Annotated in this window: 19 protein-coding genes; 13 read left to right on the top strand and 6 right to left on the bottom strand. The window is 60.4% G+C overall.

All coding sequences use genetic code 11. The features are described 5' to 3' along the window. Window positions 1-178 precede the first annotated feature (178 nt). The 3 genes from GQF02_RS11175 to ompA all read left to right on the top strand — a co-directional run bounded on the left by GQF02_RS11175 (window position 179) and on the right by ompA (window position 5,164). Window positions 179-2,149, top strand: a complete 1,971-nt coding sequence (locus GQF02_RS11175; protein WP_160797189.1) for a sensor domain-containing diguanylate cyclase — start codon at window positions 179-181, stop codon at window positions 2,147-2,149. 154 nt (window positions 2,150-2,303) lie between these two features. After that, window positions 2,304-3,953 (top strand): formate--tetrahydrofolate ligase, encoded by a 1,650-nt coding sequence (locus tag GQF02_RS11170; RefSeq protein ID WP_160797178.1) that lies wholly within the window; start codon window positions 2,304-2,306, stop codon window positions 3,951-3,953. Between the two features lie 176 nt (window positions 3,954-4,129). Beyond that, window positions 4,130-5,164, top strand: a complete 1,035-nt coding sequence (gene ompA, locus GQF02_RS11165; RefSeq protein WP_160797176.1) for a porin OmpA — start codon at window positions 4,130-4,132, stop codon at window positions 5,162-5,164. Window positions 5,165-5,255: 91 nt separating this feature from the next. Here ompA and GQF02_RS11160 read toward each other — a convergent pair whose 3' ends face one another. After that, on the bottom strand, window positions 5,256-6,950 hold the full coding sequence (locus GQF02_RS11160) for a methyl-accepting chemotaxis protein (RefSeq protein ID WP_160797174.1): 1,695 nt from the start codon (window positions 6,948-6,950) through the stop codon (window positions 5,256-5,258). Window positions 6,951-7,447: 497 nt separating this feature from the next. Here GQF02_RS11160 and GQF02_RS11150 point away from each other — a divergent pair, with 497 nt between their 5' ends. From GQF02_RS11150 to GQF02_RS11125, 6 genes are all read left to right on the top strand, one after another. Beyond that, a complete protein-coding gene (locus GQF02_RS11150) occupies window positions 7,448-8,629 on the top strand; it encodes an acyl-CoA dehydrogenase family protein (protein WP_160797172.1) in 1,182 nt (393 codons plus the stop codon). 63 nt (window positions 8,630-8,692) lie between these two features. Then, window positions 8,693-10,408 (top strand): FAD-binding protein, encoded by a 1,716-nt coding sequence (locus GQF02_RS11145; protein ID WP_160797170.1) that lies wholly within the window; start codon window positions 8,693-8,695, stop codon window positions 10,406-10,408. Continuing rightward, the gene (locus tag GQF02_RS11140) at window positions 10,402-12,105 is read left to right on the top strand and encodes an FAD-binding protein (RefSeq protein ID WP_160797168.1); all 1,704 of its coding nucleotides are present in this window, start codon (window positions 10,402-10,404) and stop codon (window positions 12,103-12,105) included. The genes GQF02_RS11145 and GQF02_RS11140 overlap by 7 nt, the downstream gene beginning before the upstream one ends. Next, window positions 12,102-12,875, top strand: a complete 774-nt coding sequence (locus GQF02_RS11135; protein ID WP_160797166.1) for an SDR family oxidoreductase — start codon at window positions 12,102-12,104, stop codon at window positions 12,873-12,875. Before GQF02_RS11140 ends, GQF02_RS11135 begins: the two co-directional genes overlap by 4 nt. 29 nt (window positions 12,876-12,904) lie before the next feature. After that, entirely contained in the window at window positions 12,905-13,927 is a 1,023-nt protein-coding gene (locus tag GQF02_RS11130; RefSeq protein WP_160797164.1) for a ferredoxin--NADP reductase, read from the top strand. Between the two features lie 732 nt (window positions 13,928-14,659). Continuing rightward, window positions 14,660-15,790 (top strand): HNH endonuclease, encoded by a 1,131-nt coding sequence (locus GQF02_RS11125; protein WP_220789441.1) that lies wholly within the window; start codon window positions 14,660-14,662, stop codon window positions 15,788-15,790. 402 nt (window positions 15,791-16,192) lie between these two features. Here GQF02_RS11125 and GQF02_RS11120 read toward each other — a convergent pair whose 3' ends face one another. Genes GQF02_RS11120 through GQF02_RS11110 form a run of 3 tightly spaced genes read right to left on the bottom strand, consistent with a single transcriptional unit; the run spans window position 16,193 to window position 20,036 of the window. Then, window positions 16,193-17,755: a hypothetical protein gene (locus tag GQF02_RS11120; protein ID WP_124733879.1), complete on the bottom strand. Its 1,563-nt coding sequence runs from the start codon at window positions 17,753-17,755 to the stop codon at window positions 16,193-16,195. Then, window positions 17,752-18,606, bottom strand: coding sequence for an SDR family NAD(P)-dependent oxidoreductase (locus tag GQF02_RS11115; RefSeq protein ID WP_160797162.1), 855 nt, complete (start codon window positions 18,604-18,606; stop codon window positions 17,752-17,754). The genes GQF02_RS11120 and GQF02_RS11115 overlap by 4 nt, the downstream gene beginning before the upstream one ends. After that, window positions 18,603-20,036, bottom strand: coding sequence for a coniferyl aldehyde dehydrogenase (locus GQF02_RS11110; RefSeq protein WP_160797160.1), 1,434 nt, complete (start codon window positions 20,034-20,036; stop codon window positions 18,603-18,605). Before GQF02_RS11110 ends, GQF02_RS11115 begins: the two co-directional genes overlap by 4 nt. A gap of 259 nt (window positions 20,037-20,295) precedes the next feature. Here GQF02_RS11110 and GQF02_RS11105 point away from each other — a divergent pair, with 259 nt between their 5' ends. The 4 genes from GQF02_RS11105 (at window position 20,296) to GQF02_RS11090 (ending at window position 23,783) form a co-directional block, all read left to right on the top strand. Further along, on the top strand, window positions 20,296-21,114 hold the full coding sequence (locus GQF02_RS11105) for an SDR family NAD(P)-dependent oxidoreductase (RefSeq protein WP_160797158.1): 819 nt from the start codon (window positions 20,296-20,298) through the stop codon (window positions 21,112-21,114). A gap of 10 nt (window positions 21,115-21,124) precedes the next feature. Further along, the gene (locus tag GQF02_RS11100; RefSeq protein ID WP_160797156.1) at window positions 21,125-21,901 is read left to right on the top strand and encodes an SDR family NAD(P)-dependent oxidoreductase; all 777 of its coding nucleotides are present in this window, start codon (window positions 21,125-21,127) and stop codon (window positions 21,899-21,901) included. Window positions 21,902-21,904: 3 nt separating this feature from the next. Then, complete coding sequence (locus GQF02_RS11095) at window positions 21,905-22,534, top strand: nuclear transport factor 2 family protein (protein ID WP_160797154.1); 630 nt, start codon at window positions 21,905-21,907, stop codon at window positions 22,532-22,534. Between the two features lie 184 nt (window positions 22,535-22,718). Next, entirely contained in the window at window positions 22,719-23,783 is a 1,065-nt protein-coding gene (locus GQF02_RS11090; protein WP_160797152.1) for an alkene reductase, read from the top strand. A 97-nt stretch (window positions 23,784-23,880) separates the two neighbouring features. Here the strand turns inward: GQF02_RS11090 and GQF02_RS11085 are convergent, their stop codons facing one another. Together GQF02_RS11085 and GQF02_RS11080 are read right to left on the bottom strand one after the other, a co-directional pair. Then, the gene (locus GQF02_RS11085; RefSeq protein WP_160797150.1) at window positions 23,881-25,071 is read right to left on the bottom strand and encodes an acyl-CoA dehydrogenase family protein; all 1,191 of its coding nucleotides are present in this window, start codon (window positions 25,069-25,071) and stop codon (window positions 23,881-23,883) included. Then, entirely contained in the window at window positions 25,068-26,219 is a 1,152-nt protein-coding gene (locus GQF02_RS11080; protein ID WP_160797148.1) for an acyl-CoA dehydrogenase family protein, read from the bottom strand. Before GQF02_RS11080 ends, GQF02_RS11085 begins: the two co-directional genes overlap by 4 nt.

Below are 26,219 nucleotides of genomic sequence, written 5' to 3'. Positions count from 1 at the left end.
AATCGACAATGACGAAGGCATTGGTGTAGAGTCGTTTTGTCTTTAGAGAAGGCAGAGCCACGTCATGGAAGTAATGGCAAGATTAACCATATTCTGAGGGATGTAAATGCGCTGGAAACGCTCATGGCTGCCAGGTCCGCTTGCCCGAAGGACGGCGCTGATCCTGACCTCATCGTGTATGGTGCTTGCCCTTCTGATCGGGCTGCTGGGTCGTGGCCTGCTTATCCCTTCGTTTGACGCAGCGGAACGCCGTCTGGCTGAGGATGCCGCCACCCATACGCGAGATGTCTTTCTGGAAAGCGCCTATGGTTTGAGTCGTTCAGCCTCAGACTGGGCCAACTGGGATGAAACCGATCATTTTATCCGGACCGGAGACGCCAAGATTCTGCGCGGAATGTTCTCGCCCAAGCGCTTTGGCGATATCGGCATCGATTTCATGGCATTTTTCAATGCCGAAGGCTTAATGCTGCTTTCGGTTGAAAACACCTCCAAGGCTATGGTGTACAACCCGCCCTGGCTTGTGAAAGGCTTGGTTGCCGACAGCGAGTTTGGCCGTCATCTGTTCCAGCTGGTTACGACCTCTAATCGTGCTGTGCTGTCCGGTGTGGTGCGTTTGCCTATCGGGGCGTATTACATCATCTTGACGCCGGTGAGGCCGACGGCTGCGAAGGGGGCACCATCCGGTTATATGGCGTGGGGGGTGCGCGCGGATAAGATACTTTTACGTAACAAGGCGACTTTTTTCTCCAGTGATACGCGGATTCTGTCTGTGACTTCGCGCGACTTGCCCGATGAGGTGACTGCATGGGTGGCACAAAAAATGCCCGGCGGGGATGTCTTGGTGCTGCCGGGCGATCATCGTATCGAGAGCTGGATTGCAGTACGCAATCTGGACAATAAGCCGGCTTTATTGCTGGGGCGCAGTGCCAAGCGCGAGGTGTCGGCGCTGGGTGTCTCCAACATCAATATCATGGCCTTAGTCTCGATAGCCGGTATTTTGCTGATCGGGCTGCTTGCCTTGTATCTCTTGCAATTCAGGGTGGGCCGGCGTTTGCATCATCTGCTGATGGCTATCCGGCGCATCCGGGGGGAGGGGCAGGTCGAGCGGCTGATGCTCGATGGTCGCGACGAGGTGACCGATCTTGCGGGTGCCATCAATGAGCTGATTGACGACAAAAACAGGATGCTGCATGAACGTGATGAGAGCGAGCAGCGTTTTGCCTCTGTTTTTGCCAGCTCCATTGACGGTATGCTGCTGCTGCGCGATGGTCAGGCCTGCGAAATAAATGCCAGTGCGGCGCTGCTGTTTCATGAATCTTCGCCTCAGCAACTGCTTGGCCGTTCTTTGGCCGAGATGCTGGACCCGACCGATATGCGTGCTGTGCAGTTACTGGCGATGCTGGATGGCGGGGTGAATGCAGGCGATACCAAACGTTGCGAATGCCGTTTCCGTCGGGCTGATGGTTCGGTGTTTGATTGTGATGCCACCGCTACGGTGCTGCTGCAAAATGGGTGCAAATTATTGCATTTGCATTTGGATGACATCACCGAGCGCAAGACAATTTTGCATCAGATCCGTCATATGGCTTTTCATGACACACTGACCGGACTGGTGAACCGCAATCTGTTTCATGATCGCCTGGAACAGGCATTGCGTCAGCAGCAGCGTGATGGTTTGCAGTTTGCCGTGCTATTTATCGATCTTGATGGCTTTAAAGCCGTGAATGACCGCTTTGGTCATGCGGCGGGCGACGCTTTGCTACAGGCCTTGTCTTTGCGCATGAGCGCATGTGTGCGTAGCCACGACACGCTGGCGCGTTTGTCCGGTGATGAGTTTGCCTTGCTACTGACCGGTAGCGCACAGCCCATGGCCGTGCTGCATCTGGCCAAGCGTTTGCTGGCTGAACTACGCCACCCCGTCGTACTGGGCGCAGATCTGGCTCAGGTGGGGGCCAGCATAGGCGTATTGCTGGGGCATCGTGGCTATACGGATGCCGAATGCGTGCTGCATGATGCCGATCTTGCGATGTATCAGGCCAAACGCGGTGGCAGAAACCGTATTGTTCTGTATCGGCCAGATCCTTCCGAGGGGATGGCAGCGCCTGACTGCGTCAAAGATTGCGCTTATGTGCAGCAAGCGCAAGCCTGACAGACAGCTTATATTGCGCTTCGCGTATGCATGAGCCGCCCTCGCGTTTCATTTCAATCTCGACCTTAGCGACGCAATCATCTGATCTGGCTCATGGTTGAAAGCTTCCGCTTTCTTTACTCTATCGGCTCATTTCCTCCTACCGAGTCTGCCGATGCTATCCGATATCGAAATTGCCCAGTCTGCTACGCTTATCCCCATTGATGCGTTAGCCGGCACGCTGGGTTTTTCTCCGGGCGAATACGAACCCTATGGCCGCGACAAGGCCAAAGTTACCCTTGCACCAGGCAGGGCGCCTGCGGGCAAGCTGGTACTGGTTACGGCTACCAGCGGTACGCCGGCTGGCAGCGGCAAGACCACGGTGTCGGTTGCGCTGGCACAAGGCCTGAAGCGTCTGGGCGAGTCGGCCGCTTTAGCCTTGCGCGAGCCTTCGCTTGGTCCCTGCTTTGGCATGAAGGGTGGGGCGGCTGGCGGTGGTTATGCGCAGCTATTGCCTATGGAAGCGATCAATCTGCATTTCACCGGCGATTTTCACGCCATCACCAGCGCCAATAATCTGATCGCCGCCATGCTGGACAATGTGCGCCACCATGCACTGGCTGATCTTGAAGCCGTTTACTGGCGCCGGGTGCTGGATGTCAATGACCGCTCGCTGCGCCATATGGTGACCGGCCTTGGCGGACCGACGCACGGCATTCCGGCCGATACCGGTTTCGATATTACCGCGGCCTCGGAAATCATGGCGGTGCTGTGTCTGGCCGAAGACGAAGCTGATTTGCGCCGGCGACTGGATGGTTTGTTGCTGGGGCTGCGTAGTGACGGTACCCCATTTTATGCGCGCGAACTGGGTATCACGGGTGCCCTGATGGCTTTGCTGCTGGACGCATTCAAACCGAATCTGGTGCAGTCACTGGAAGGTAATGCGGCTTTTGTTCATGGTGGACCGTTTGCCAATATTGCCCATGGCTGCAACTCGGTGCGCGCGACCCGTGCCGCCCTGTCCTGTGCGGATTGGGCGATTACCGAAGCCGGTTTTGGTGCCGACCTTGGCGCGGAAAAATTCTTCAATATCAAATGCCGGCAAAGCGGGCTGGCACCGGCCGTGACCGTGCTGGTGACCTCGCTCAAGGCGCTGAAGTGGCATGGCGGGGTAGAGCTGGCGGCCTGTTCGCAAGCCAGCCTGGCCGCACTCACGACCGGTCTGCCCAATTTGCGCCGCCATCTGGCCAATCTGGCTGGCTTTGGCCAGCGCGTGGTGGTCGCGCTCAACCGTTTTGCTGGCGATAGCGATGATGAAATTGCCGTGGTCGCGCAAGCGAGTCGCGAGGCCGGTGCTGCGGGCTTTGCCATCTGTGACGGTTTTGCCAGAGGCGGTGAAGGCGCGCTGGATCTGGCTCGCGCCGTGATGGCGGCAGGGCAGGAGCCGGCGCCGGCGGTGCGCTTTAGCTATCCGGCGGATGCGACATTAAGTGAAAAACTGGATACGCTAAGCCGTCAGCTTTATGGCGGCGCGGGCGTCGCCCTGTCGCCCGAGGCGGAGGATGATCTGGCGCACTTGCAGGTATGGGGTCTGGATCGCTTGCCGGTGTGTGTGGCTAAAACGCCGTACTCGTTTAGCCATGATCCTGCGCTGCGTGGTGCGCCGGATGGCTTCGTGTTGCCGGTTGTCAGATTGCTGCCCAATACCGGTGCCGGTTTTATCGTGGCGCTAGCGGGCAAGGTGCTGCGCATGCCCGGCCTGCCGCGCTCTCCGCAGGCTTACCACATCGATGTGGAGGATGGACGTATCTGCGGTCTGGCTTGAGCATGGAACAGTGCTTTGTGTTGTATTTCAGCTACGCGCTACGCACTTATCTCTGGGTTTTAACGCAACAAAACATGGCATTTTGCGTTTTCGTCTACCCATACTGGAATCGTGAGTTGGGCGTAATGGGCGTTGCGCACAGCTTGTGTTGCCATCATCCGGATTAGGAGCGGTTCATGAAAAAATCTTTGCGCGTTTTGTTGTCACTTGCCGGCCTGGCCACACTGCCTCTGGCGCATGCCGCCAATGTTGATGAGCCCGGCTATTTTGGGGCCAAGGTGGGTTGGTCTGATTTTTACAACAAAGAATTTGCGAGTGGCCTGCAGGATGGACACAACAGCAATAACGACAAGGTTGGCGGTGGCGTGTATGGCGGCTACCAGTTCAACGACTGGTTTGCGCTGGAAGGGGGCTATGACTACCTTGGCAAGTTGAAGGTAGATAATGCGTCTGGACTTGAAATGGGTAAAGCTCGATTCCAGGGGGTGCAGTTGTCGGGTAAATTCAGCGCGCCATTGACCGAGGCGCTGGATGCTTATGCCCGACTCGGGGTAATGGGCTATCGCGTCAGCGGCGATGGCGATCACCATAATGGCGCAGCCCCGCTGGCTGCACTGGGTCTGGATTACGCCATCGACAAGAACTGGTCGACTCGCTTCGAGTATCAATACACCCACCATCTGGGTAAAGTCGACAAAACCAGTATTCGTGCCGACAACGGCTTATTGTCACTCGGCGTAGCCTACCACTTCGGCGGTGCGCCTGCCCCTGTGCCGGTTGCCGTGGTGACACCACCACCGGCACCTGCTCCGGTGCAATTGATGGAGTTTGCCCTGAAGGGTGACACCCTGTTTGCCTTCAATAAGGCGAACCTCAATGATGCCGGCGTGGCTGAACTGTCTACCATCGTCCAGCAGATCAAGCAGGCACGCCCACAAGAAGCCGCCATTAATATTGCCGGTTACACCGACCGCATCGGTTCGGATGCCTACAATATGAAGCTCTCCAAGGAGCGTGCTGCGACGGTTGCGGACTTCCTTGTTCAACAGGGCATTCCGGCCGGCATCATCACCGCCGAAGGCTTTGGCAAGGCTGATCCTGTGACCGGCAACAAGTGCGACAATGTGAAACCACGCGCCGAACTGATCAAGTGCTTGCAGCCTGACCGCCGTGTCATCATTCGCGTGAAGGGAATGGCAGTACAGCAGTAACTCCGTCATCACAGCTTGAAAGCCCGACACCTTGTGGTGTCGGGCTTTTGTTTTTTCTATTCAGTATCCAGACAATGGCACCCCGCTTTACTCAGACGCGGAAGTGCTCGACCTGAGCCTGCATCGCTTCGCTTAGTGCCGTCATTTGCTGCGCGGCAGAGGCTGCATTGTCAGCGACACGCTGATTCTGCTCGGCGATCACACCGATATTCTCGACATGGGCATTGATGTGGCTGTTGGCACTGACATGTTCTTCGATCGCACGCGCAATCTCGGCGGTCTCGCGCTCCAGTTCCATCGTCCGTTTATGGATGGCTTGCATGGCGCAGCCTGCATCCTGCGCCAGTTTGACGCCGGACTCGACTTTGTCGCTGACGACCTGCATGCGCTCGACCGACTGTGCGGTGCCGTGACCGATGTCGCCTATGCGCTCCGAAATATCGGCAGCGGCCCGTGCGCTGCGCTCGGCCAGCTTTCTGACCTCGTCTGCCACCACCGCGAAACCACGCCCCTGCTCGCCGGCCCGCGCGGCCTCGATGGCTGCATTCAGTGCCAGCAGGTTGGTCTGGTCGGCGACATCCTTGATCACTTGTACGATGCTGCCAATTTCGCTTCCCTTGCGGCCAAGTTCGCTTACCGAGCCGGCGGCGGCTTCAACGGCTGTAGCAATGCCCTCGATCTCGCGCACTGTGGCGGTGATAATGCCTGCGCCGCGCTCGGCTACTTCGCGGGTATCCCGGCTTTGTGCATCGACCCGGCTGGCGGAGTGTGCCACCCCATCCATGCTGGCCGACACTTGCTGCATTCCGGCTTCCATGCCGCTGGCGGCCTCTGCTTGATGGCTGGAGCTTTTGGAAACCTCGCTGGCGGCATGGTCCATTTCTCCTGCCGAAATCGCGACCTCACGGCTTTGTTCGCGCACGCTGGCCAGCGTACCTTGCAGCGACTGGCGCATGGTTTCAAGCTGGCCGAGTATGCTTTCACGGCCGGTGTAGCTCACTGCTTGCGAAAAATCGCCAGCGGCAAAGGTGGTAATACTGCGATGGGCGCTGTCGACCGAGCCGCCAAGCTGGGTGCGCAAGGTGCGGTTAGCCAGCCACAGCGCGGTAAATATGGCGACCATCAGACATGCCAGTAAAATTGAAATGCCGGTTTTGATCTGCTCTGCCTGGGAAACGGCCTGTGCCGAACGGGTTTTTAGCAAGCCAAAGAAGGTATCGACTGGCTGCATGATCTGGGCGATTTGGGCGTGATAGCGCGGGCCGTGTACCAATTCGCGTGCACGCGCCTGATCTTCCGCTGTGCCGCTTGCCAGTTTCATCGCATCTTCTTCCAGTTTGATCAGCGCATCGGATGCCTGCTTTGCCTCATCCAGCTTGGCTAGCTCCGCCGGGGTGAAGCCGGCTTGCTTCATCAATTCAAGCAGGGCGACCTTTTCGCCATCCGGACGCGGCTTGCTGCCGCCAGCTTCAATGAAAGGCCAGTAAATGCGTTCGGCTTCCTGCGGGCGTGCGGCTTTGCCGTCAAGTATGTCGGCAATAGTCTGGTATTCGCGCTGAAAGCGTGGATCACCGGTCACAACAAAGGTACGCGCGGTGCGGGTTAAATCATCCGAAGACTGGCGAAACTCATCCGCGAGCAGGTAGGAGTGATATTGCGCCTGGTAGGCCTGTTCAAGGTTGTTGTTGGCTTTCATCAAGCCTATGAAACAGGCCAGCAGCAGTGCCGATAGCGCACCAATCAGGATCAGTACACGCGCAAAGGGGTTGCTATGCATCATCATCATGAGATCTCCTAGAGTGAATTTTGCATTGCATCAATTATGCCATAGAAATTTAATTACATTATTATGAGTAAGGTTATTCGCCGGTATTTTTATAAAAACCGCGTTTTATCAATATAAAAAGCCCGGTCATGTGCCGGGCCTTGCTGGGCGGTTTAAAAATCGTGTCCGGTTTTAGCGATCTTTACCGGGTACTCATGGTTTGGACGTCGCCAATCAAGAAGCGACCAACGCGGCAGTCATTTGTTGCCGCGCCATATTGAGTAGGGTTGTCTTCCTGCCCGCCAACCATGCCGCGCTGCCTTAGTTCCAGCAGAATTTCACGCGCCGGAGGGCCCGAGACGGTGGCTTTGGCCTAATTTAGCGTGGAGATATGGGTTTTGTGGGCTGCAGTTTCTTGTGCAGCAAAGCCCCTAATCCAATCAGACGATTCCGTACTGGCGTCAAGGTGGAAGTATCTGCATCAGCCTACAGGGCTTAGACAAGCCAGGAGAGATGCCATGACCCAAGCCACCGCCGAACAACTGATTGCCCGCGCCCGCGCACTGATACCGGCACTGAAAGAACGTGCCGAGCGCGCCGAGCGCGAACAGACCATTCCGGCCGAAACCATTGCCGACATGCAGGAGGCCGGTCTGTTCCGCATCTTGCAGCCCAAGCGCTTTGGCGGTTACGAGATGCATCCGGCGGTATTTGCCGAGGTGCAGTTCGCGCTGGCTGAAGGCTGCATGTCCACCGCGTGGATGTATGGGGTGGTCGGTGTGCATCCATGGCAACTGGGGCTGTTTCCCGATCAGGCGCAGCAGGAGGTGTGGGGCGAGGATAACAGCACGCTGATCGCGTCGACCTATATGCCGGTGGCCAAGGTCACCGAAGTGGACGGCGGCTACCGTATCAGCGGGCGCTGGAGTTTTTCCACCGGTTGCGAGCGTTGCGACTGGGTCTTCCTCGGCGGCAACCTCAAGCCCACAGAAGGCAAGGGCGGCGACACCTACCGCACCTTCCTGTTACCCAAGTCCGACTACCGTATCGAGCGTAACTGGGATGTGATCGGCCTCAGGGGCACCGGCAGCCACGATATCGTGGTCGAAGATGCTTTCGTGCCGGTGCACCGCACCCACGCGACCAACCAGCATGTGGAAGCGGCGCACCCGGGGCGCGAACTCAATACCTCGGCGCTATATCGCATCCCGTTTGCCCAGATGTTTATCCCGGCGGTATCCAATTCCTGCATCGGCGCACTCAAGGGCGCGACCGAAGCCTTCCGTGACTTCGCCACGCCGCTGGTCGGCAAGAACATGGGCAACCGCGCCATCGAAGACCCCAATGCGCAGCTGGCCTATGCGCAGGCGATTGCCGCTTACGAAGAAATGAGGACGCTGCGTCTGGAACACTACCGGCGCGTTTACGCGGCGGCCGAAAGTGGCGAAGCCGTCGACCCGAATACGCGCATGGCCTGGCGCTATCAGCTCACCCGCGTTGCCTACCAGAGCGGCGAGCTGGTCAACCAGTTGTTGCGCTGCTGCGGTGGCGCCGGCACTTACCGCAAGAATCCGCTGACCCGCATCTTCCTCGACCTGATGACCGGGCGCGCGCATATCGCCAACAACACCGATATGTTCGGCCGCGGCCTGGCGGCCACCTTGCTCAAGAATGAACAGACGCTGGACCCCTTCCTGTAAGCCTGACTCAAGTGCCCGCGGCATTCGCTGCGGGCGGCGGATGCCTAGCAAAGGAATGGACTGATGAAACAGGAATTTGATGTGGTGGTGGTGGGCTCCGGCGCCGGCGCGATGCTCACTGCGATCAAGGCGCACGACGAAGGTCTGAGTGTCGTGGTGCTGGAAAAAAGCGAACAGTACGGCGGCACTTCGGCCATTTCGGGTGGCGGCATCTGGATTCCGCTCAACGACCAGGTCAACGATGATCGCGAAGCAGCACTCACTTATATGCGCGCGGCAGCACAGGGTCAGGTCGACGACAAGCGTCTGGTCGCCTATGTCGATACTGCAGCCGAGATGGTGCGCTACATGACGAGCGCCACCCGCGTGCGCTACGCCGCCTGTCACCGCTATCCCGACTATTATCCGGCGCTGCCCGGCGCGCGCGACGGCGGGCGCACCATGGATCCGGAGCTGTTTGATGGCGCGCTGCTGGGAGACGAGCTTGCGCGTTTGCGCACGCCGTCGCCGGCCACGCTATTGATGGGCAAGGTCAGCATGACTGCGCGCGACGCGCACAAGATGCTGGCCAAGGAAAAGGGCTGGAAGCTGATTTTCGCCAAGCTGATGCTGCGCTTCATGCTCGACTGGCGCTGGCGCAAGAAAACCGGCCGCCGCACCGACCGCCGTCTGGCGCTGGGCAACGCGCTGGTGGCCGGCCTCAGGCACGGGCTGATGACGCGCAATATTCCGCTGTGCCTGAATACGGCATTGCAGTCGCTGGTTTATGACGGTCAGCGTGTGACGGGTGTCGTCGCCGGGCAGGACGGCAAGCTGGTTGAGTTTGCTGCGCGCCGCGCCGTGGTATTAGCCGCCGGCGGCTTCGAGCGCAACCAAGCGCTGCGCGACCAATATCTGCCGCAACCCAACAGCGCCCAGTGGGGCGTGACCCCGCCCAACAACACCGGCGACACGCTCGTGGCGGCGCAGGCGCTGGGTGCGCAGACCGACCTGATGGGCTGGGCATGGTGGGTGCCGACGGTGGCTGTGCCCAAGGAAGACAGCCAGCGCGGCCTGTTTGCCGAGCGCTCCTTGCCCGGCTGCATCGCTGTCGATGGCACAGGACAGCGCTTTGTCGATGAAGCCAAGCCCTATCTTGAATTTGTCACCGCCATGTATGCGCGCCACCGTGAAAACGGGCGCTGCGTGCCGGCATGGCTGATTTTCGACGCCGATTTCCGTCACAAATACCCGATGGGTCCCTTAATGCCGGGCCAGGTCGCGCCGGATAGCCGCTTGCGCAAGAGCTGGCTGAATATCGTGTACTGGAAGGCCGACACGCTGGAGAGCCTGGCGGCGCAGATCGGTGTCGACGCCAAGGGACTGACCGCAACCGTTGCCCAGGTCAACGAAGACGCAGCCAGCGGCGTGGATCGTGACTACGGCAAGGGCAGCAATGTGTTCGACCGCTATTACGGCGATGTGAATGTGAAACCCAATCCGTGCCTGGCACCTGTTGCCAAGGGGCCGTTCTACGCGATGAAGCTGGATGCCGGTGATATCGGCACCAAGGGCGGACTGCTGACCAATGAAGACGCGCAGGTCCTGCACCAGAGTGGCGCGCCGATTGCCGGGCTGTATGCGATCGGCAATACCTCGGCCTCGGTGATGGGGCCATCCTACCCCGGTGCCGGCTCGACGCTGGGCCCGGCGCTGACCTTCGGCTATCGCGCCGCACTGCATATTGCGCGCGCGCCGCTGCCATCAGTCACCCCCTCTCAGGAGTATGCAATATGTTAAGCGCGCGCTGGACAGTCAAACCGCAAGTCAGCAGCAGCGAAGTGCTGCCGCCGCTACGGGTGGGTGACGCGACCGAAATTGCATGGGTGCAACAGACGGATGTGCTGGTGGTGGGCTTTGGTGCGGCCGGTGCTGCGGCTGCCTTGCAGGCGCGCGAATCCGGGCGCGAGGTGCTGGTGGTCGACCGCTTCGAAGGCGGCGGCGCCAGCCAGCTCTCGGGCGGGGTGGTGTACGCCGGTGGCGGTACCCGCCAGCAGCGCGAGGCCGGCATTAGCGATTCGCCTGAGGCGATGTTCGAATACCTTAAGCAGGAAACGGCTGGTGTGGTATCCGATGCCACGCTATTGCGCTTCTGCCGCGACAGCGTCGCCAATCTCGAATGGCTGGAAAAGCATGGCGCGCGCTTTGCCAGCACCACGCCCAAACAGAAAACCTCGTATCCGCCGGACGGGGTGTTCCTCTATTACTCGGGCAACGAGACGGTGCCGGCGATGGCCGGCCAGCACCCGCCTGCGATGCGTGGCCACCGCACCGTGTCGGCAGGTCAGTCCGGCGCTACCCTGTATGGCGCGCTGAAAAAGGCGACCCGCGCCAGCGGCGCGACGGTGCAAATGCAAAGCGTGGTGCGGCGCCTGGTGGTGGATGCAAGCGGGCGCGTGATCGGCGCCGAAGTGTGGCAGATTCCGCCAGGCTCACAGGCGGCCGTGCGCCACAAGGCGGCACACCGCGAAGCCAACGCCTGCTATCCGTTCAACCCCAACCGCGCCGAAAGCCTCAGGCGCGAGACGCTGGAGATTGAGCTTGCGCACGCCAGGCCGATACTGGTGCGGGCGCACCATGGCGTGGTGCTGGCCAGCGGCGGCTTCATGTTCAACCGCGAGATGCTGCAGGCCCATGCGCCGCGTTACCTGTCCAACTGGCGTAACGGTAGCACCGGCTGTGACGGCTCGGGTATCTGCCTCGGGCTGTCGGCGGGCGGGCGCGGTGCGCATATGAACAGGGTGTCGGCATGGCGCTTTATTTCGCCGCCCTATGCCTGGCCCAAGGGCATTGCGGTCAATGCCCGTGGCGAGCGTTTTTGCAACGAAGAGGTATACGGCTCGACGCTGGGCAACGAGATTATCGAACACCAGAATGGCCGTGCCTGGCTGATTCTGGATGCGCGCCTGCGCTGGCAGGCGATACGCGAGTGTTTCGGCAAGGAGCTGTGGGGCTTCCAGAAGTGGCCGGCGCTGGCCGGCATGCTGCTGGGCGTGACCCGTGCCTTCACCCCCGAGCGTCTGGCCCGCAAGCTGGGCATGGAGCCGGCTGCGCTGCGTGCCGCCATCACCGCCAATAATCGTGCCGCGCGTGGCGAGTGTGATGATGTGGTCGGCAAATCGCCTGCCATGCGGCGCGAACTCACACGCGGCCCCTGGTATGCGCTGGATCTGTCGCCTGCATTCAAGTTTTTCCCCTTGTCGTCCATTACCCTGGGCGGCCTCGTTGTCAGCGAGGAGACGGGCGAGGTACTTTTGGGGAATGGCCAGGCCATACGCGGGCTGTATGCTGTCGGTCGCTGTGCGACCGGCATTCCGTCCAATATGTATATTTCGGGCCTGTCGCTGGCTGATTGCGTGTTCTCGGGCCGCCGTGCCGCCCGCCACGCCGCGCTTGAAATTTCCGACAAAGTCGCAAGCAAGGAGTTGACGCCATGAATGCAACAAGCAAGGCTGGCCGTCTGGCCGGCAAGGTCGCCCTGATTACCGGTGCCGCCAGCGGCGTCGGGCGCGAAGACGCACTGTTGTTTGCCGCCGAAGGCGCGCGGGTCGTGATTAGCGATGTGAATGCCGACGCCGGCTTTGAGCTGGCCCGCGAGATCGGCGATGCCGCCATCTTTGTCCGCCACGACATTGCCGATGCCAGCAGCTGGGATGCGGTGTTGGCGACGACGCTGTCGCATTTCGGCCAGCTTGACGTGCTGGTCAACAATGCCGCCATCTGCCCGATGGCCAGCATCGAAGACTGCACGCTGGAAGCGTGGCAGCAGGTGATGCGGATCAATGGCGACGGCTATTTTCTCGGCTGCAAGGCCGGTGTCGCCGCGATGAAGGAACGCGGCGGCAGCATCATCAATATGTCGTCGGTCACGGCGCTGGGCGGGATGGAGTCCTTTGCCGCCTATGGCGCCAGCAAAGGGGCGGTGACGGCGCTGACGCGCTCGGTCGCCGTACATTGCCGCAAGCAGCGCTACCGCATCCGCTGCAACTCGGTTCATCCGGACGGTATCCTGACGCCGCTCACGGCGGGCATGTACCCGAAGGGCATGGATGTCAGCAAACTCACCATCGATTACGACCCGATGGCGCGCATGTGCCTGCCGCGCGATGTTGCCAATATGGTGCTGTTTCTGGCTTCGGACGAATCGCGCGCGGTCAACGGCAGCGAAATGCGCGTTGATAGCGGCCAACTGGTGATGAGCTTGTAAGCACGGCCGATAACAATAAAGGACGCACCATGTCGCATTACCACACCCTGAGCGTCGAGCGCGTGATTGACGAGACGCACGACAGCAAGTCCATCGTGTTCAAGGTGCCGCCGGCACTTGGCGAAACTTTTCGCTATGCCAGCGGCCAGTTCCTGACCCTGCGCATTCCGCACCCCGATGGTGTCTTGCCGCGCTGCTATTCGCTGTCCAGCTGCCCGGGCATAGACGACGCGCTCAAGGTGACTGTCAAACGCGTGCGTGACGGGCGGGCTTCCAACTGGCTGTGCGATGAGATCAAGGCCGGCGACACGCTGCAGGTGATGGCGCCGGCCGGGGTGTTTACCTGCAAGCACCCGCAGCAGGACCTGTTGCTGTTTGCCGGCGGCAGCGGCATCACGCCGGTGTTTTCCATTGCCAAAAGCGCGCTCTTGCATGGCAAGGGGCGGGTGCTGCTGGTGTACGCCAACCGCGACGAGCGTTCGGTGATTTTTCACGACGAATTGCGCCGGCTCTCCGGCGACTATCCGGCGCGCCTGAGCGTGATCCACTGGCTCGATAGCGTGCAGGGCGTGCCATCGGCCGAACAGCTGGGTGCGCTGGCGCGCCACCTGCCCGAGGCCGAAGCCTTTATTTGCGGCCCCGCGCCGTTTATGGATGCGGCTGAGGCCGCACTGGCGGGGCTGGGTTTGGCCAGAGGGCGTGTGCATATAGAGCGCTTTGTGTCGCTGCCGGGTGAAAACGAGGCGGCGGTGATAGAGGCGGGGAGCGGCCCGGCCGAAGTGAGCCTGAGCGTGACGCTGGATGGCGAAACCTGGCGCATGGCGACCCACGGCGGCGAAACCCTGCTCGATGCCATGGACAAGGCCGGCATGCGCGCGCCGCATTCGTGCCGCGTCGGCGGCTGCGCCTCGTGCATGTGCCGCGTGACCGAGGGCGAGGTGAAGTTGCTGGCCAATACGGCACTGGACGAGGCGGACTTAGCCGACGGCTGGACGCTGGCCTGCCAGGCCGTGCCCATGAGCGCATCGGTGGTGGTGGCTTTTCCTGATTGAGGGGCTGATTTTCCAGAAAAAGACGCCGGCCTAGTGCCGGCGTTTTGTTGTGCATGGAAGGCGACCAGACGGGGAGGAACGCGGTAAACCCAGCCGCCTGATCTGGTGCAGAGGGTGGGTGCGGCAAACCGGCAACCATTTTGCATGTTACCATTCGTCAATTAGCTTGTAGTGTCTTGCGTGCAGCGGTGCAGTCCCGCCCGGTTTGCTGTCAGGCGCATGCATACACAGTTATTTGAAAGGCGGATTGCTATTTTGTCGATTCATATAGCTGGTGGCAGCGTGCTTGTAACGGAAGTTTGAATCGTCTGGTGTGGCAACACTCCCCGCAGGGAAAAACAGGATTCATTCAAGTAAGTCAGAAGGCTGATGGATGAAATGAAGCGCAAATTAAAAACTCGGTCACGTAAATGAGTGGGCTGGCAAAAGCCGGAAGCTGTCTTCAAAAACGATAAGTTATTTAGCCAAATTAGCTATTCAATGTTGCATTTACTGTTTAAATATACGAACATATATTGCAATAACATTGGTCGAGATTTTTTGAAAAATTGGAGTGTGCCTTTTATAGTTGCATGGATGGAGTGACCATGAATAGCACGTCCAGTGACATCCAATAACTTGAGTTACATATCAAGATAAGGCGGCATTTTACACCAGATTGTCATGCCTATTCTATGTCTGCTGTAAGTTATAAGTTGTTAAGATGTTTCATTCTATAGTTAGGAAAATATCTTGAAAAAATGTGCAATGTGTGACGTGGAGATAACTGAAGAAAATGACACCAAAGAACACATTATTCCTAATGCAATTGGTGGAAGAAAGAAGGTAAAAGGTTTTATTTGTGAAAGTTGTAACAATACGGCTGGAGATGGTTGGGAATCAGAGCTAGCGAAACAACTCAACCCCTTAAGTCTATTCTTTGGGATTAGTCGTGAACGTGGAGAGGCACCATCTCAACTGTTTGAAACAACTGGTGGAGATAAGCTAAAGCTTCATGTGGATGGAAGTATGGAGATAGAAAAGCCCTTGTATTTAGAAAGGCCATTAGAGTCTGGGGTTGGTGTAAGAATCCAGATCCGAGCTCGCTCTATACCTGAAGTAAAGAGAATGCTTCAAGGCGTAAAAAGAAAATATCCACAAATTGACCTTAATGAACTCTTGAGTAACGCAAAATCAGAGTCATATTATTGCCCAGATATGTTTGAATTCAATTTTTCATTTGGTGGTCATGAGGCAGGTCGTTCCATTGTAAAGTCTGCATTAGCATTGGCGGTATCTTCTGGTATTCCAGTAGAAGCATGCATTAGAGCAAAAAATTATCTAATTAATGAAGAAGCCGAAGCATGTTTTGGTTATTTTTATGAGTATGATTTAATAAAAAATCGCCCTGAAGGTATTCCTCTTCATTGTGTGTCAATTAAAGGATGCAGTAAGACTAATCAAATAATTGGGTATGTGGAATATTTTGGTGTTCAACGAATCGTTCTTTGTTTGGCCGACTCCTACGAAGGTGAAAACATATCAAATACTTACGCTATAAATCCAATTACTGGTGAAGAGTTAAGTCTTGTGGTAGAGCTAAACCTTTCAGTCGAGGAGGTGCGAGATGCTTATGCTTACAAAAAAATTCCGGATGGCTCTATTGAGTCCGCATTTGGAAAGGTAATTTCTGTAGGTATGAATGTTTCGTTTGAAAAAGAAAAAGATCGCGTTCTAAATGAAGCTGTAATGAATGCATTTGAAAAATGTGGTGCGAAAGAAGGTGAGATGCTAACGCCTGAGCATGTAAATAAGCTCGCCGGCCTTTTGATGGAAAAGCTAGAGCCGTTTATTCTAAACCAATTTACACAGCCACTAAAATAGTGGCAGATAATAATTTGCTGCGTATGGGTAAATTACTCGCCATACTCCTAATTTTCTGGTGCGCAAAGTGTTACCCATGTCGCCATTCTATACGCCATCAGCCCATCCCCGTCAGGCTCGTGCCGGTAAAAAAGGGGCTGGCGAGGTCTTAAGCTAGCCTTTGTTCGAGCGATACGACGGTAGCGAATCGCGAGTTGGCCAGCGCCTCGGCAGACCATTTTGCACAGGGGTTTCGCGAGAATTCGGGGACGCTTGGGTCGCAAGGGGCTTGTCGCTACAAGTTTCTTGCCCGTTAGCCGCGCGGAAGCGGCAAGCTAAAAAGGTCTGCTTAGCAGACTCCATTTGGACCTTACCAAACAAAACGCCGGCTTCATGCCGGCGTTTTGCTGACTGGTTGCATGCTCAAAGCTTGACGCGGAAAGGCCCGGCGATGGAGTTGAACATCAGGTCGCCATTGGCGTGGAACTGGAAGATGGAGTAGGCACCGTTACCATAGTTATCGTGGCCGAACAGGGTGCGGTGGACGGTCTTGCCGCTGTTCCAGTCCAGCCCGGTCACTTCCCAGCCATCCTTGGCGGTGTAGCCGTTGACGAAGACGATGCCGGACGGGGTGCTGACGGCCGGCACCATGCTGGTCGACACCAGGTCCGGACGGCTCCAGACGCGCTGCCAGCGGTCATTTTCCGTATCCCATTGCAGGCGCTCCGCCCCTTTGGGGGTCGGGGTTACCGGGCCGATGGCGACCACATCGATGATTTTGTCCTTGATCGGGACTTCGGCGATATTGTTGACGACAAAAGCGCCGTAGCCGTTGACGCTGACCGACTGTTCGCTTTGCAGGAAGGCTGGTGGCTGCTTGTAGCCGGCCGTGATCTTGATCTGGTCGGCAATGCGCCGGCTTTTGGTGCCTGGCTTTTGCTGGAAGCCGGCCGGGATCTGGTCGCGCCAGAATGCCACCAGATTCATGTTGTTGCTGCCGTCGGTGATTACCACCAGCTTGTCCGGGTCCTGGCCAAAGCCCATCAGCGTCGGGGTCGAGCCGGTGCCGGTGCCCCATTTGATGGTGGGGGGAACGTCGCCGGTGTCGTAGCGGCTGCGCCAGCCGCCGTCTTCTTCCTTGTCCGACAATTCCTTGCCGTTGAACACGATCTTGCGCAGGTAATGGTCGGTTGCGATATAGACGGCGTTGTTTTCATCCAGCGCAAAAGAGTTGGAGTTGATCTCGCCATCGCCGTATTCGAAAACCTGCGGCTTTTCCTTGAACTCGCGATCCAGCGTACCCATCAGGCTTTCCGAGGCGAATACCAGGCGCCCGTTCCAGTCGATGCCCAGCCCGACCAGGGTGGTGCCCTTGCGCACATGTTCCTTGATATTGATGCTGCGCTTGAGTTCGATACCTTCTTCGGGCTTGTCCGGATTTTTCAGCCCCAGTGCCATGATGGTGTAACCGGCGCTGACATACACGGTGTTGTCCTTGTCGGCCACGCTGTAGATGCCGTTACGCATCCACGCGGCCGGCACGGCACCATAAGCCTTGCGTGTGGCGGCATCGACTTCGGCGACGCTCTTGTAGTTGCCGGTCAGCAAGGTGCGGTGCTGCTCCGGCTTGATTGGCTCCAGCCCCGGGTAGCTAAAGTAGGCGAGCCGTTTCCAGCCGCCATTGCGTGCATCGACGTAGCTGACGCGGTCGGTACTGATCGCCCACATAAAGCCCGGCACCGCGGCCTGCAGGTTGAAGTTGTTGAATACGCCGGCCTCGACCTGGGGCATGGTGGCGAGATTGACCTTGAAAGTGCCGCGCTTGACCGGATACGGAATCGCGTCGCTCTGGCTGGGGTCCATATGGGTGACGCCATAGACCGGTGCCGACAAATAGGGGTTGGCCGGAGGGCGCGGACTTGGTGCCGCCATTGCCGGCAGTGCCAGGCTGACAGCCAGTGCCAGCAGGGTACGGGGTGTATTCATGATGCGTCCTTTGTCGGTGTGCGTAGCGTGTCGCCGTCCAGTGCAAATTCCGGCACCTGGACGGTGCATTTTTGCCATGATTGGGTGTCGGTGCTGCTGGCCAGCCAGTAGATGACGGCAGCCGGCAGCTCGGGGGCGTTGGCGCCCAGGCGCCGTGCCAGCTCGCCATCGTCGCCGATCGTCGCTTTCAGGGCTTCGGTGGCAACCACGCCGGGGTTGACGGAGTAGGCGCGAATGCCTGCGTCGCCAAGCTCGGTCGCGATCACGCCGGCCATGCGCGAAAACGCTGCCTTGCCGGCACCATAGGCCACACCCCAGCCGCCCTCGGCTGCAGGCAGTGGCGGATCGGCTTCGCCTGCGCCGGAGCTGACATTGATGATGGCGCCGCTGCCTTGCTCCAGCATCACCCTGAGTGCGCGCCGCGTCAGCTGGTGTGGTGCGACCACATAGGCTTGCAACACGCGCGCCCACTCCTGGCTATCCAGTTCCATAAACGGCGCATTCAGTTGCCTGCTCTGGTAGACGGCGTTGTTGACCAGCGCATCGATGCGGCCGAAGCGCGCCAGTACCGCGTCCAGCGCCGCGTCAACCGAAGCGGGGTCCAACAGGTCCATGGGGATGGCCAGCGCCTCGCTGTCCCAGCGCTGCAGTTCGGCCAGCGTGCTGGCCAGACTGCCGGGCAGGGTCTTGCCGTCGCGGGTTGGCACCTGATAGTCGTGCTGCTGGCCTTCGGTCTGGGTGCGGGCGGTGATGGCGACATGCCAGCCTTCGCGTGCGAACTTGAGCGCGGTGGCCTTGCCGATGCCGCGGCTGGCGCCGGTAATCAGCACCACGGGCTTGGCCGTATTCATGCGCCCACCCATTTTTTGATGGTGGCCATAAATTTGTCGTTGTAGGGCGGCAATACGCCCATGGCCTTTCTCGGGTCATACCAGCCGGCACGGTAGACGCTGCGCAAATGCGAAAACTGCTGGAAGCCCTCGCGGCCGTGGTAGCTGCCCATGCCCGAAGCACCGACCCCGCCGAACGGCGCGTCCTGCAGCGCGGCGTGCATCATCACTTCGTTGATGGCGACGCCGCCCGATAGCGTATGGTCGAGAATATAGCGCTCCTCGGTGGCATCCTTGCCGAAGTAATACAGCGCTAGCGGGTGGGCACCGGCATTGATCGAGGCCACCACCGATTCGACATCGCGGTAGCTGCGCACGATCAGTGCCGGTCCGAAGATTTCTTCCTGTGAAATGTGCAAGCTGTCTGCCGGATTGACCACGATAGCCATCGGCAGGCGGCGGCTGCCGTCGCCGGGTAACTCGCCTGCGGTTTCGATACGGGTGCCGGCGGCGCGCGCCTCGTCGACATAGCCTTTGACGCGCTGGTAGTGACGTTCGTTGACCACCGCGGTCACATCGGCGTTGTGGCTGATTTTTGGAAACTGGGCGATAAATTCGGCCTTGAGCGCGGCTACCAGGCTATCGAGCCGGCTTTCATGCACATACAGGGTGTCGGGCGACACGCAGATCTGGCCCGAATTATTGCCCTTGCCCAGCGCGATATGGCGCGCTGCGCGCTCAAGGTCGGCACTCTTGCCGATAATCACCGGCGATTTGCCGCCCAGCTCCAGTGTCACCGGCGTGAGGTTGGCGCTGGCGTTCTGCATCACTTTCTTGCCGATGGCGGTCGAGCCGGTGAACACCAGGTGATCAAGCGGCAGGCGGGTGATGGCGTCGGCCACTTCCGGGCCGCCTTCGACCACGGTGATTTCTTCGGGCTTGAAAAATTCGGCGATGCCCACGGCCAGCGCATGCGCGGTGGCCGGCACGATTTCCGACGGCTTGAGGATGGCGCGGTTGCCGGCAGCCAGCACATAGGCCAGCGGGCTGATCAGGGTGAAGACCGGCGCGTTCCAGGTGCCGATGATGCCGACCACGCCCTTGGGCTGGTAGCGCAACTCGGTTTTCTGGCCGAATAGCGAAAACGGAATCAGGCCGGCACGGCGCTCGGTTTTCATCCACTTGCCGGCCATTTTGTGGCAGTGCTTGACCGAGGCCAGCGGCGCCAGCACGTCGTTCATCATGGAAAAACCGGGATGGCGCCCACCGAAATCGGCGTCCTGTGCCAATGCCAGTGCTTCGGCGTGCTTTTTCAGCATCGCCTCCAGCCGCGCGAGTCTGTCCTGGCGCACGGCGGCCGATACATGGCCTTCGGCGATAAAAGCCTGGCGCTGGCGATCCAGCACTTCGGCGGCGGCAAGGCTGGCCAACTGGCCGACATGTGCATTCATCTGTCTCTTCCTCTTATTGTGCTGCGCTCACGCTAAGGCGCGGCGGCACTTCGCTCATCGTCTGATCGGACGAGTCGTGTTCAGGCCCAGCGTAAGGTCTGCTGGCGACCCTTTCAAATGTCATTGATGGGCGTGTGGCGGGGTGTTGCATTGCTGCCATACAGCATGTGCCCTAGTCTTCGCGGACGATGACCCTTCGTGTGCGCCGGCCGACCATGGCGCCATACCGGACAGGGTGTCCGTCTTCAGGAGAAGAGCGATGCGGTTTGCAGGCAAGGTAGCGCTGGTCACCGGCGCAGGGCAGGGCATGGGACGCGCCATTGCGCGGCAACTGGCAAGCGAAGGCGCGGCCGTGGTCGCGGTCGACATCAATCTGGCTGCCGTCGAAGAAACGGTAGCCGGTCTGGAAAACAGCATCGCGCGTAGCGTCAATATCGCCGACAGCGCGGCGGTCGCCGCCCTGTTTGCCGAGGTGGACAGCCGCTATGGCCGCTTCGATGTGCTTATCAATAATGCCGGCATCGGCAGCAGCAAGAACGATGGTTTTGACAAGCTGATGACCCGTCTTGCCTTGCGTGGCGAGCAGCAGGCCCGTGGCGAGACCGTCACCGTCTACCCCGATCTGATTGTCGATATGGAAGACGAAGGCTGGCAGGGGGTGATGAACGTCAACCTCAATGGCAGCTTCTACTGCACGCGTGAAGCGGTGCGCCTGATGGTCAGGCACGGCATCAAGGGCAGCATCGTCAATATTTCGTCAACGGCGGCCCTATCCGGCGAAGGCGGCTTGCACTATGTGGCCTCCAAGGCCGCGCTGCACGGCATGACCCGCGCGCTGGCCCGCGAACTGGGGCCGCGCGGCATCCGCGTCAACAACGTGGTGCCGGGCCCGACCAACACCCCGATGATGCAGTCGGTCGGCCAGGACTGGATCAACAGCATGATCGCCGCCATTCCGCTGGGGCGCATGGCCGAGCCGGAAGACATCGCCCGCACGGTCGCCTTTGTCGCTTCCGACGATGCGGCCATGGTCACCGGTGCCGATATCGTCGCCAATGGCGGCAGCTACTTCAAGTAAGGGGGCGATCATGGGCAACAGACTGCAAGACAAGGTGGCTTTTATCAGCGGCGGCGGCTCCGGCATCGGTGCGGCGACCGCGCTGCGCTTTGCCGAAGAGGGCGCCGAGGTGTTTATCTGCGGCCGGCGCGAAGAGCCGCTGGCGGCGGTGGTGGAGGCGATACGCGCGCATGGCGGCAAGGCCGGCTATGTGGTGGCCGATGTCAGCGACGAGGCGGCTTTCAGCGGCGCGATCCGCGAGGCGGCGCGGCGCGGCGGCCGGCTCGATATTCTGGTCAACAATGCGATGGCCTATTCATGGGGCAGTATCGCCGACACCGATACCGAGGCATGGCGCAGCAATTTTTCTACCACCGTTGACGGCACTTTCTGGGGGACGCGCACCGCGCTGCAGATTTTTTCAGCGCAGGGCAGTGGCGGTGCCATCGTCAATCTCGCCTCCATTTGCGGCCTGTTCGGCACCGCGTGGATGGCCGGCTATTCGGCAGCCAAGGCCGCGGTGATCAACTTTACCCGCGCTACCGCCAGCGAAGGAGCGGCCGCGGGGATACGCGCCAATGTGGTGATCCCCGGGGTGGTGGAAACCCCGGCCACCGCCGGCATGCTGTCCGATGACAAGACCCGCGCCGGCACCGAGAAGCTGATCCCGATGCGCCGCGTCGGCACGCCCGAAGAGCTGGCCAACGCCATCCTGTTCCTGGCTTCGGACGAAGCCAGCTACATCACCGGCGCCTGCCTGTCGGTGGATGGCGGCCGTGCGGCCGATCTGATCACCGCGCTGGAGTAAACCATGCCAAGGGAAACGCTGGATGAACGCATAGACCGGCTGGAGTCCATCGAGGACATCCGCCAGCTGGCCGGCAAATATTCGCTGTCGCTGGACATGCGCGACCTGGATGCGCATGTGAACTTGTTTGCGCCCGACATCCGCGTCGGCCGCGACAAGGTGGGGCGCGCGCACCTGAAGGCCTGGGTGGACGACACCCTGCGCCACCAGTTTACCGGCACCTCGCACCATCTGGGCCAGCACATCATCGAGTTTGCCGATCCAGACCACGCCATCGGCGTGGTGTACTCGAAGAACGAGCACGAGTGCGGGCGCGAATGGGTGCTGATGCAGATGCTGTACTGGGATGACTATGAGCGTATAGACGGGCGCTGGTTTTTCCGCCGCCGCCTGCCGTGCTACTGGTACGCCAGCGACCTGAACCAGCAGCCGGTCGGCGACATGAAAATGCGCTGGCCGGGGCGCGAGCCCTATCACGGCACCTTCCACGAGATTTTTCCGTCGTGGCAGGCGTTCTGGGCACAGCGTCCGGACAAGGACAGCCTGCCCGAGGTGGCGGCACCGGCGCCGCTGGAAGGCTTTCTCAAGGCGATGCGCCGCGATGCGCAGCCACCGAAGATACGGGTGCGCTAAGTCGCGGCAGGTGCGGGGCGGCTGATCTGGCCGGGCATGGTGTGTAGGGTGGGTTAGCAGCGCAAGCTGCGTAACCCACCATCCGCAACTCACGTAACGCTATCCTCACACCGCACAAGCTGCCTCTGCGTCTGCCCGATTGCACCCCGCGCCCACCCCCGCCATTTCACACACAGGACCCACCATGCCCACGCTATTTGACCCGCTCACCCTGGGTGAGCTCAAACTGAAAAATCGCGTCGTGATGGCGCCGATGACGCGCAACCGCGCCGACGCACACGGTGTGCCGACCCCGGAAATGCTCGACTATTATGCGCAGCGCGCCAGCGCCGGCCTGATCGTGGCCGAAGGGACATGGCCATCGCCCGAGGGCCAGGCCTATTGTCGCCAGCCCGGCATCGCCACGGCGGAACAGGTGCGCGCCTGGCGCGGCATCACCGATGCGGTGCACGAGGCCGGCGGTACTATCGTGCTGCAGATCATGCACGGCGGGCGCATCGGCAGCCGCCATATCAAGGACGAGGGCGTGCGTACCGTCGCGCCGTCGGCCATTGCCGCACGCGGCGAGATCTATACCGACGCCGCCGGCATGCAGCCGTTTGACACCCCCGAGGCGCTCAGTACGGATGAAGTGCGCGAAGTGGTGGCCGAGCATGCACGCGCCGCGCGTCTGGCACGCGAAGCCGGTTTTGATGGTGTCGAGCTGCATTGCACCAGCGGCTATCTGCCGATGAGCTTTATGTGTTCAGGCACCAACACCCGCAGCGACGAATACGGCGGCGCGGTGGAAAACCGCGTGCGCTTTGCCGCCGAGTGTCTCGGCGCGATGGCCGATGCCATCGGTGCCGGCCGGGTCGGGCTGCGCGTCAACCCCGGCAACAGCTACAACGACACCTCCGATGCCGACCCGGCGGCAACACATATCGCACTGCTGCGCGCCGTCTCGCCGTTGAATCTCGCCTATCTGCATGTGATGCGCGCGCCGCTTGCCGATATCGACGCATTCGCGCTGGCACGTGACAACTTCAAGGGTGGCGGCATCATCCTCAACGACGGTTTTGCCGGTTCGGATGCCGATATGGCGATTGATGCCGGCATTGGCGACGCGGTGTCGTTCGCACGCCACTATGTCGCCAACCCGGATCTGGTGCGCCGCCTGCAGCTTGGCCTGCCACTGGCGCGCTTCGACCGCAATACGCTCTATACCGCTGGCAGCAAGGGGTATAACGACTACCCGACCCTGAGCTGACATAGCGGGGGCTTAGAGGGCGGGTTTTGTAGGAGCGGCCTTGGCCGCGAGCACTATCAAGCTCGCGGCCAAGGCCGTTTCTGCTGCAGGCAGATAGTCAGCGCCCGCGCGCTTCCTTTGGCATCCCCAGGCCGCGCTCGGCGATCAGGTTGCGCTGGATCTGGTTGCTGCCACCATAAATGGTGTCGGCGCGGCTGAACAAAAACAGCGATTGCAGGCGCGTCAGCGCATAGGGTGCGTTTTCTTCGCCTGGGCACAGCTCGGCCGCTTCGCCCAGCACATCCATCGCCAGCTTGCCCAGATTGCGGTGCCAGCTGGCCCAGTGCAGCTTGTAAACCAGCGCAGCCCTTTGTTCGTCGGCGCCGGCGTCTTCGCTCAGCATCCTGAGCGCATTGGCGCGCATCACGGTCAGCCCCATCCACGCCTCGGCGATACGGCTGCGGATGTCCGCTTGCCGCGCCGCGCCATTGTCGCGGGCGATGCGGATGATTTCGTCAAGCTCGGTGCGAAACAGCATCTGCTGGCCCAGGGTGGAGACGCCGCGCTCGAAGCCCAGCAGCGCCAGCGCGATCTTCCAGCCGTCGCCGGGGGCACCCAGCAGGTCGCTGGCGCGCGCGTCATCGAAAAACACCTCGTTGAATTCGCTGCTGCCGGTAATCTGGCGGATAGGGCGCACAGTGACGCTATCTTGCGCCATCGGTACCAGGAAAAAGCCCAGACCGTGGTGGCCATGGCTTGTCGGGTCGGTGCGTGCCAGCACGAAACACCAGTTGGCGATATGCGCAAGCGAGGTCCATACCTTCTGGCCGCTAATGCGCCAGTGTCCGTCCGCATCCTGCGTGGCGCGGGTCTTGACCGCTGCCAGATCCGAGCCGGCTCCCGGTTCGGAGTAACCCTGGCACCACAGCTCCTTCCCGCTGACGATGCCCGGCAGGTAGCGCGCCTTTTGCGCGGGGCTGCCGAAGGCGGCGATGGTCGGCCCGGCCAGCCCCTCGCCGATATGGCCGATGCGCCCGGGTCCACCGGCGCGCGCGTATTCCTCGGCGAAGATCACCTGCTGCGCGATGCTGGCGCCGCGCCCGCCGTGCTCGGGCGCCCAGCCTATGCAGGTCCAGCCGCCGCTGGCGAGATGGCACTCCCACGCCTTGCGCTCGTCGATAAATCGGTGTTCGTCGCCCGGCCCGCCACGGAACCTGAGCGCGGCAAAGCGCCCGCCCAGGTTGTCGGTTAGCCACTGTGCCGCTTCGCGGCGGAAGGCTTCGTCTTCGGGGCTGAAGTGGATGTTCATGCGGCAAACTCCTCGGCGCCCAGCAGGCTGTTCGCGATGCGTGCGCGGTGCAGTGCCGGGCTGCCCAATAGGGCGCTGCCGCTTTGGGCGCGTTTGAAATAAAGGTGGGCGTCGTATTCCCAGGTGAAACCGACGCCGCCCATGAGCTGTATCGCCGAGCCTGCATTGAAAAATGCCGCCTCCGAGACATAGGCCTTGGCCAGGCTGGCGGCGTCATGCAGTGCGCCGGCGCTGTTTCTATCATCCACGTTTGATGCGTCGGCCACGCAGGCGGCGTAATAGACGGCGGAGCGGGCCAGCTCGCACTTGAGCATCATGTCGGCGGCGCGGTGCTTGATCGCTTGGAAGCTGGCGATCTCGCGCCCGAACTGGCGCCGCTCGCCGGTGTAGGCGACGGCCATCTGCAGCGCCGCTTCGGCTACGCCCAGCTCTTCGGCGGCCAGGGCAATCACCGCGCGCGACAGGATGTTCTCCAGCACATCCGCCGTGCCTTGCGCTAGCCTCGCGGACTCGGGCAGCCACACTGCGTTAAGCGTCAGCGCGCCTTGCGCGCGGGTCTGGTCCATCGTTGCGCGTTTTTGTGCAGAGAGCCCAGCGGTTCCCGCCGGTACTGCGAAAAGCGCAGTGCCGGTTTCGCTGCCAGCCGCGACGATGATCAGATCGGCAATGTGGGCATGGCTGACCAGCGGGAAGTGGCCATCCAGCCGGTAGCCGTCGCCATCTCGCTGCCAGCGGGCACTGCCCGTGCCGTGCTGCCTGGCAAAGTGCGCGCCGGCCAGCGTGGCGATAGTGTCGCCGCCGGCAATGCCGGGCAGCCAGCGCTGCTTTTGCGTGTCGGAGCCGGCCAGCAGCAAGGCGTTGACCGCGAGCGACGCGGTAGCGTGAAACGGCACGCAGGCTACGTGGCGGCCGATCTCTTCCTCGACGATGGCCAGCTCGACCTGTCCCAGTCCCAGGCCGCCGTAAGCCTCGGGTATGGCGATGGCGCAGCAGCACATCTCTTGCGAGAGCGCCGACCACAGTGCGTGATCGATGCCGCTGTCGCTTGCCATGGCGCCGCGCACGGCGGCGCTGTCCGATTGCGCGGCCAGGAGCGCGTTTACGCTGTCGCGTATCATTTTTTGTTCATCGCTCAGGGAAAAATGCAT

Origin of the sequence: Craterilacuibacter sinensis, from assembly GCF_009831765.1 — a bacterium.
GTDB lineage: Bacteria > Pseudomonadota > Gammaproteobacteria > Burkholderiales > Chromobacteriaceae > Craterilacuibacter > Craterilacuibacter sinensis.
Note: the sequence above shows the minus strand (reverse complement) of the source record. Positions and strands in the feature narration are given on the sequence as shown.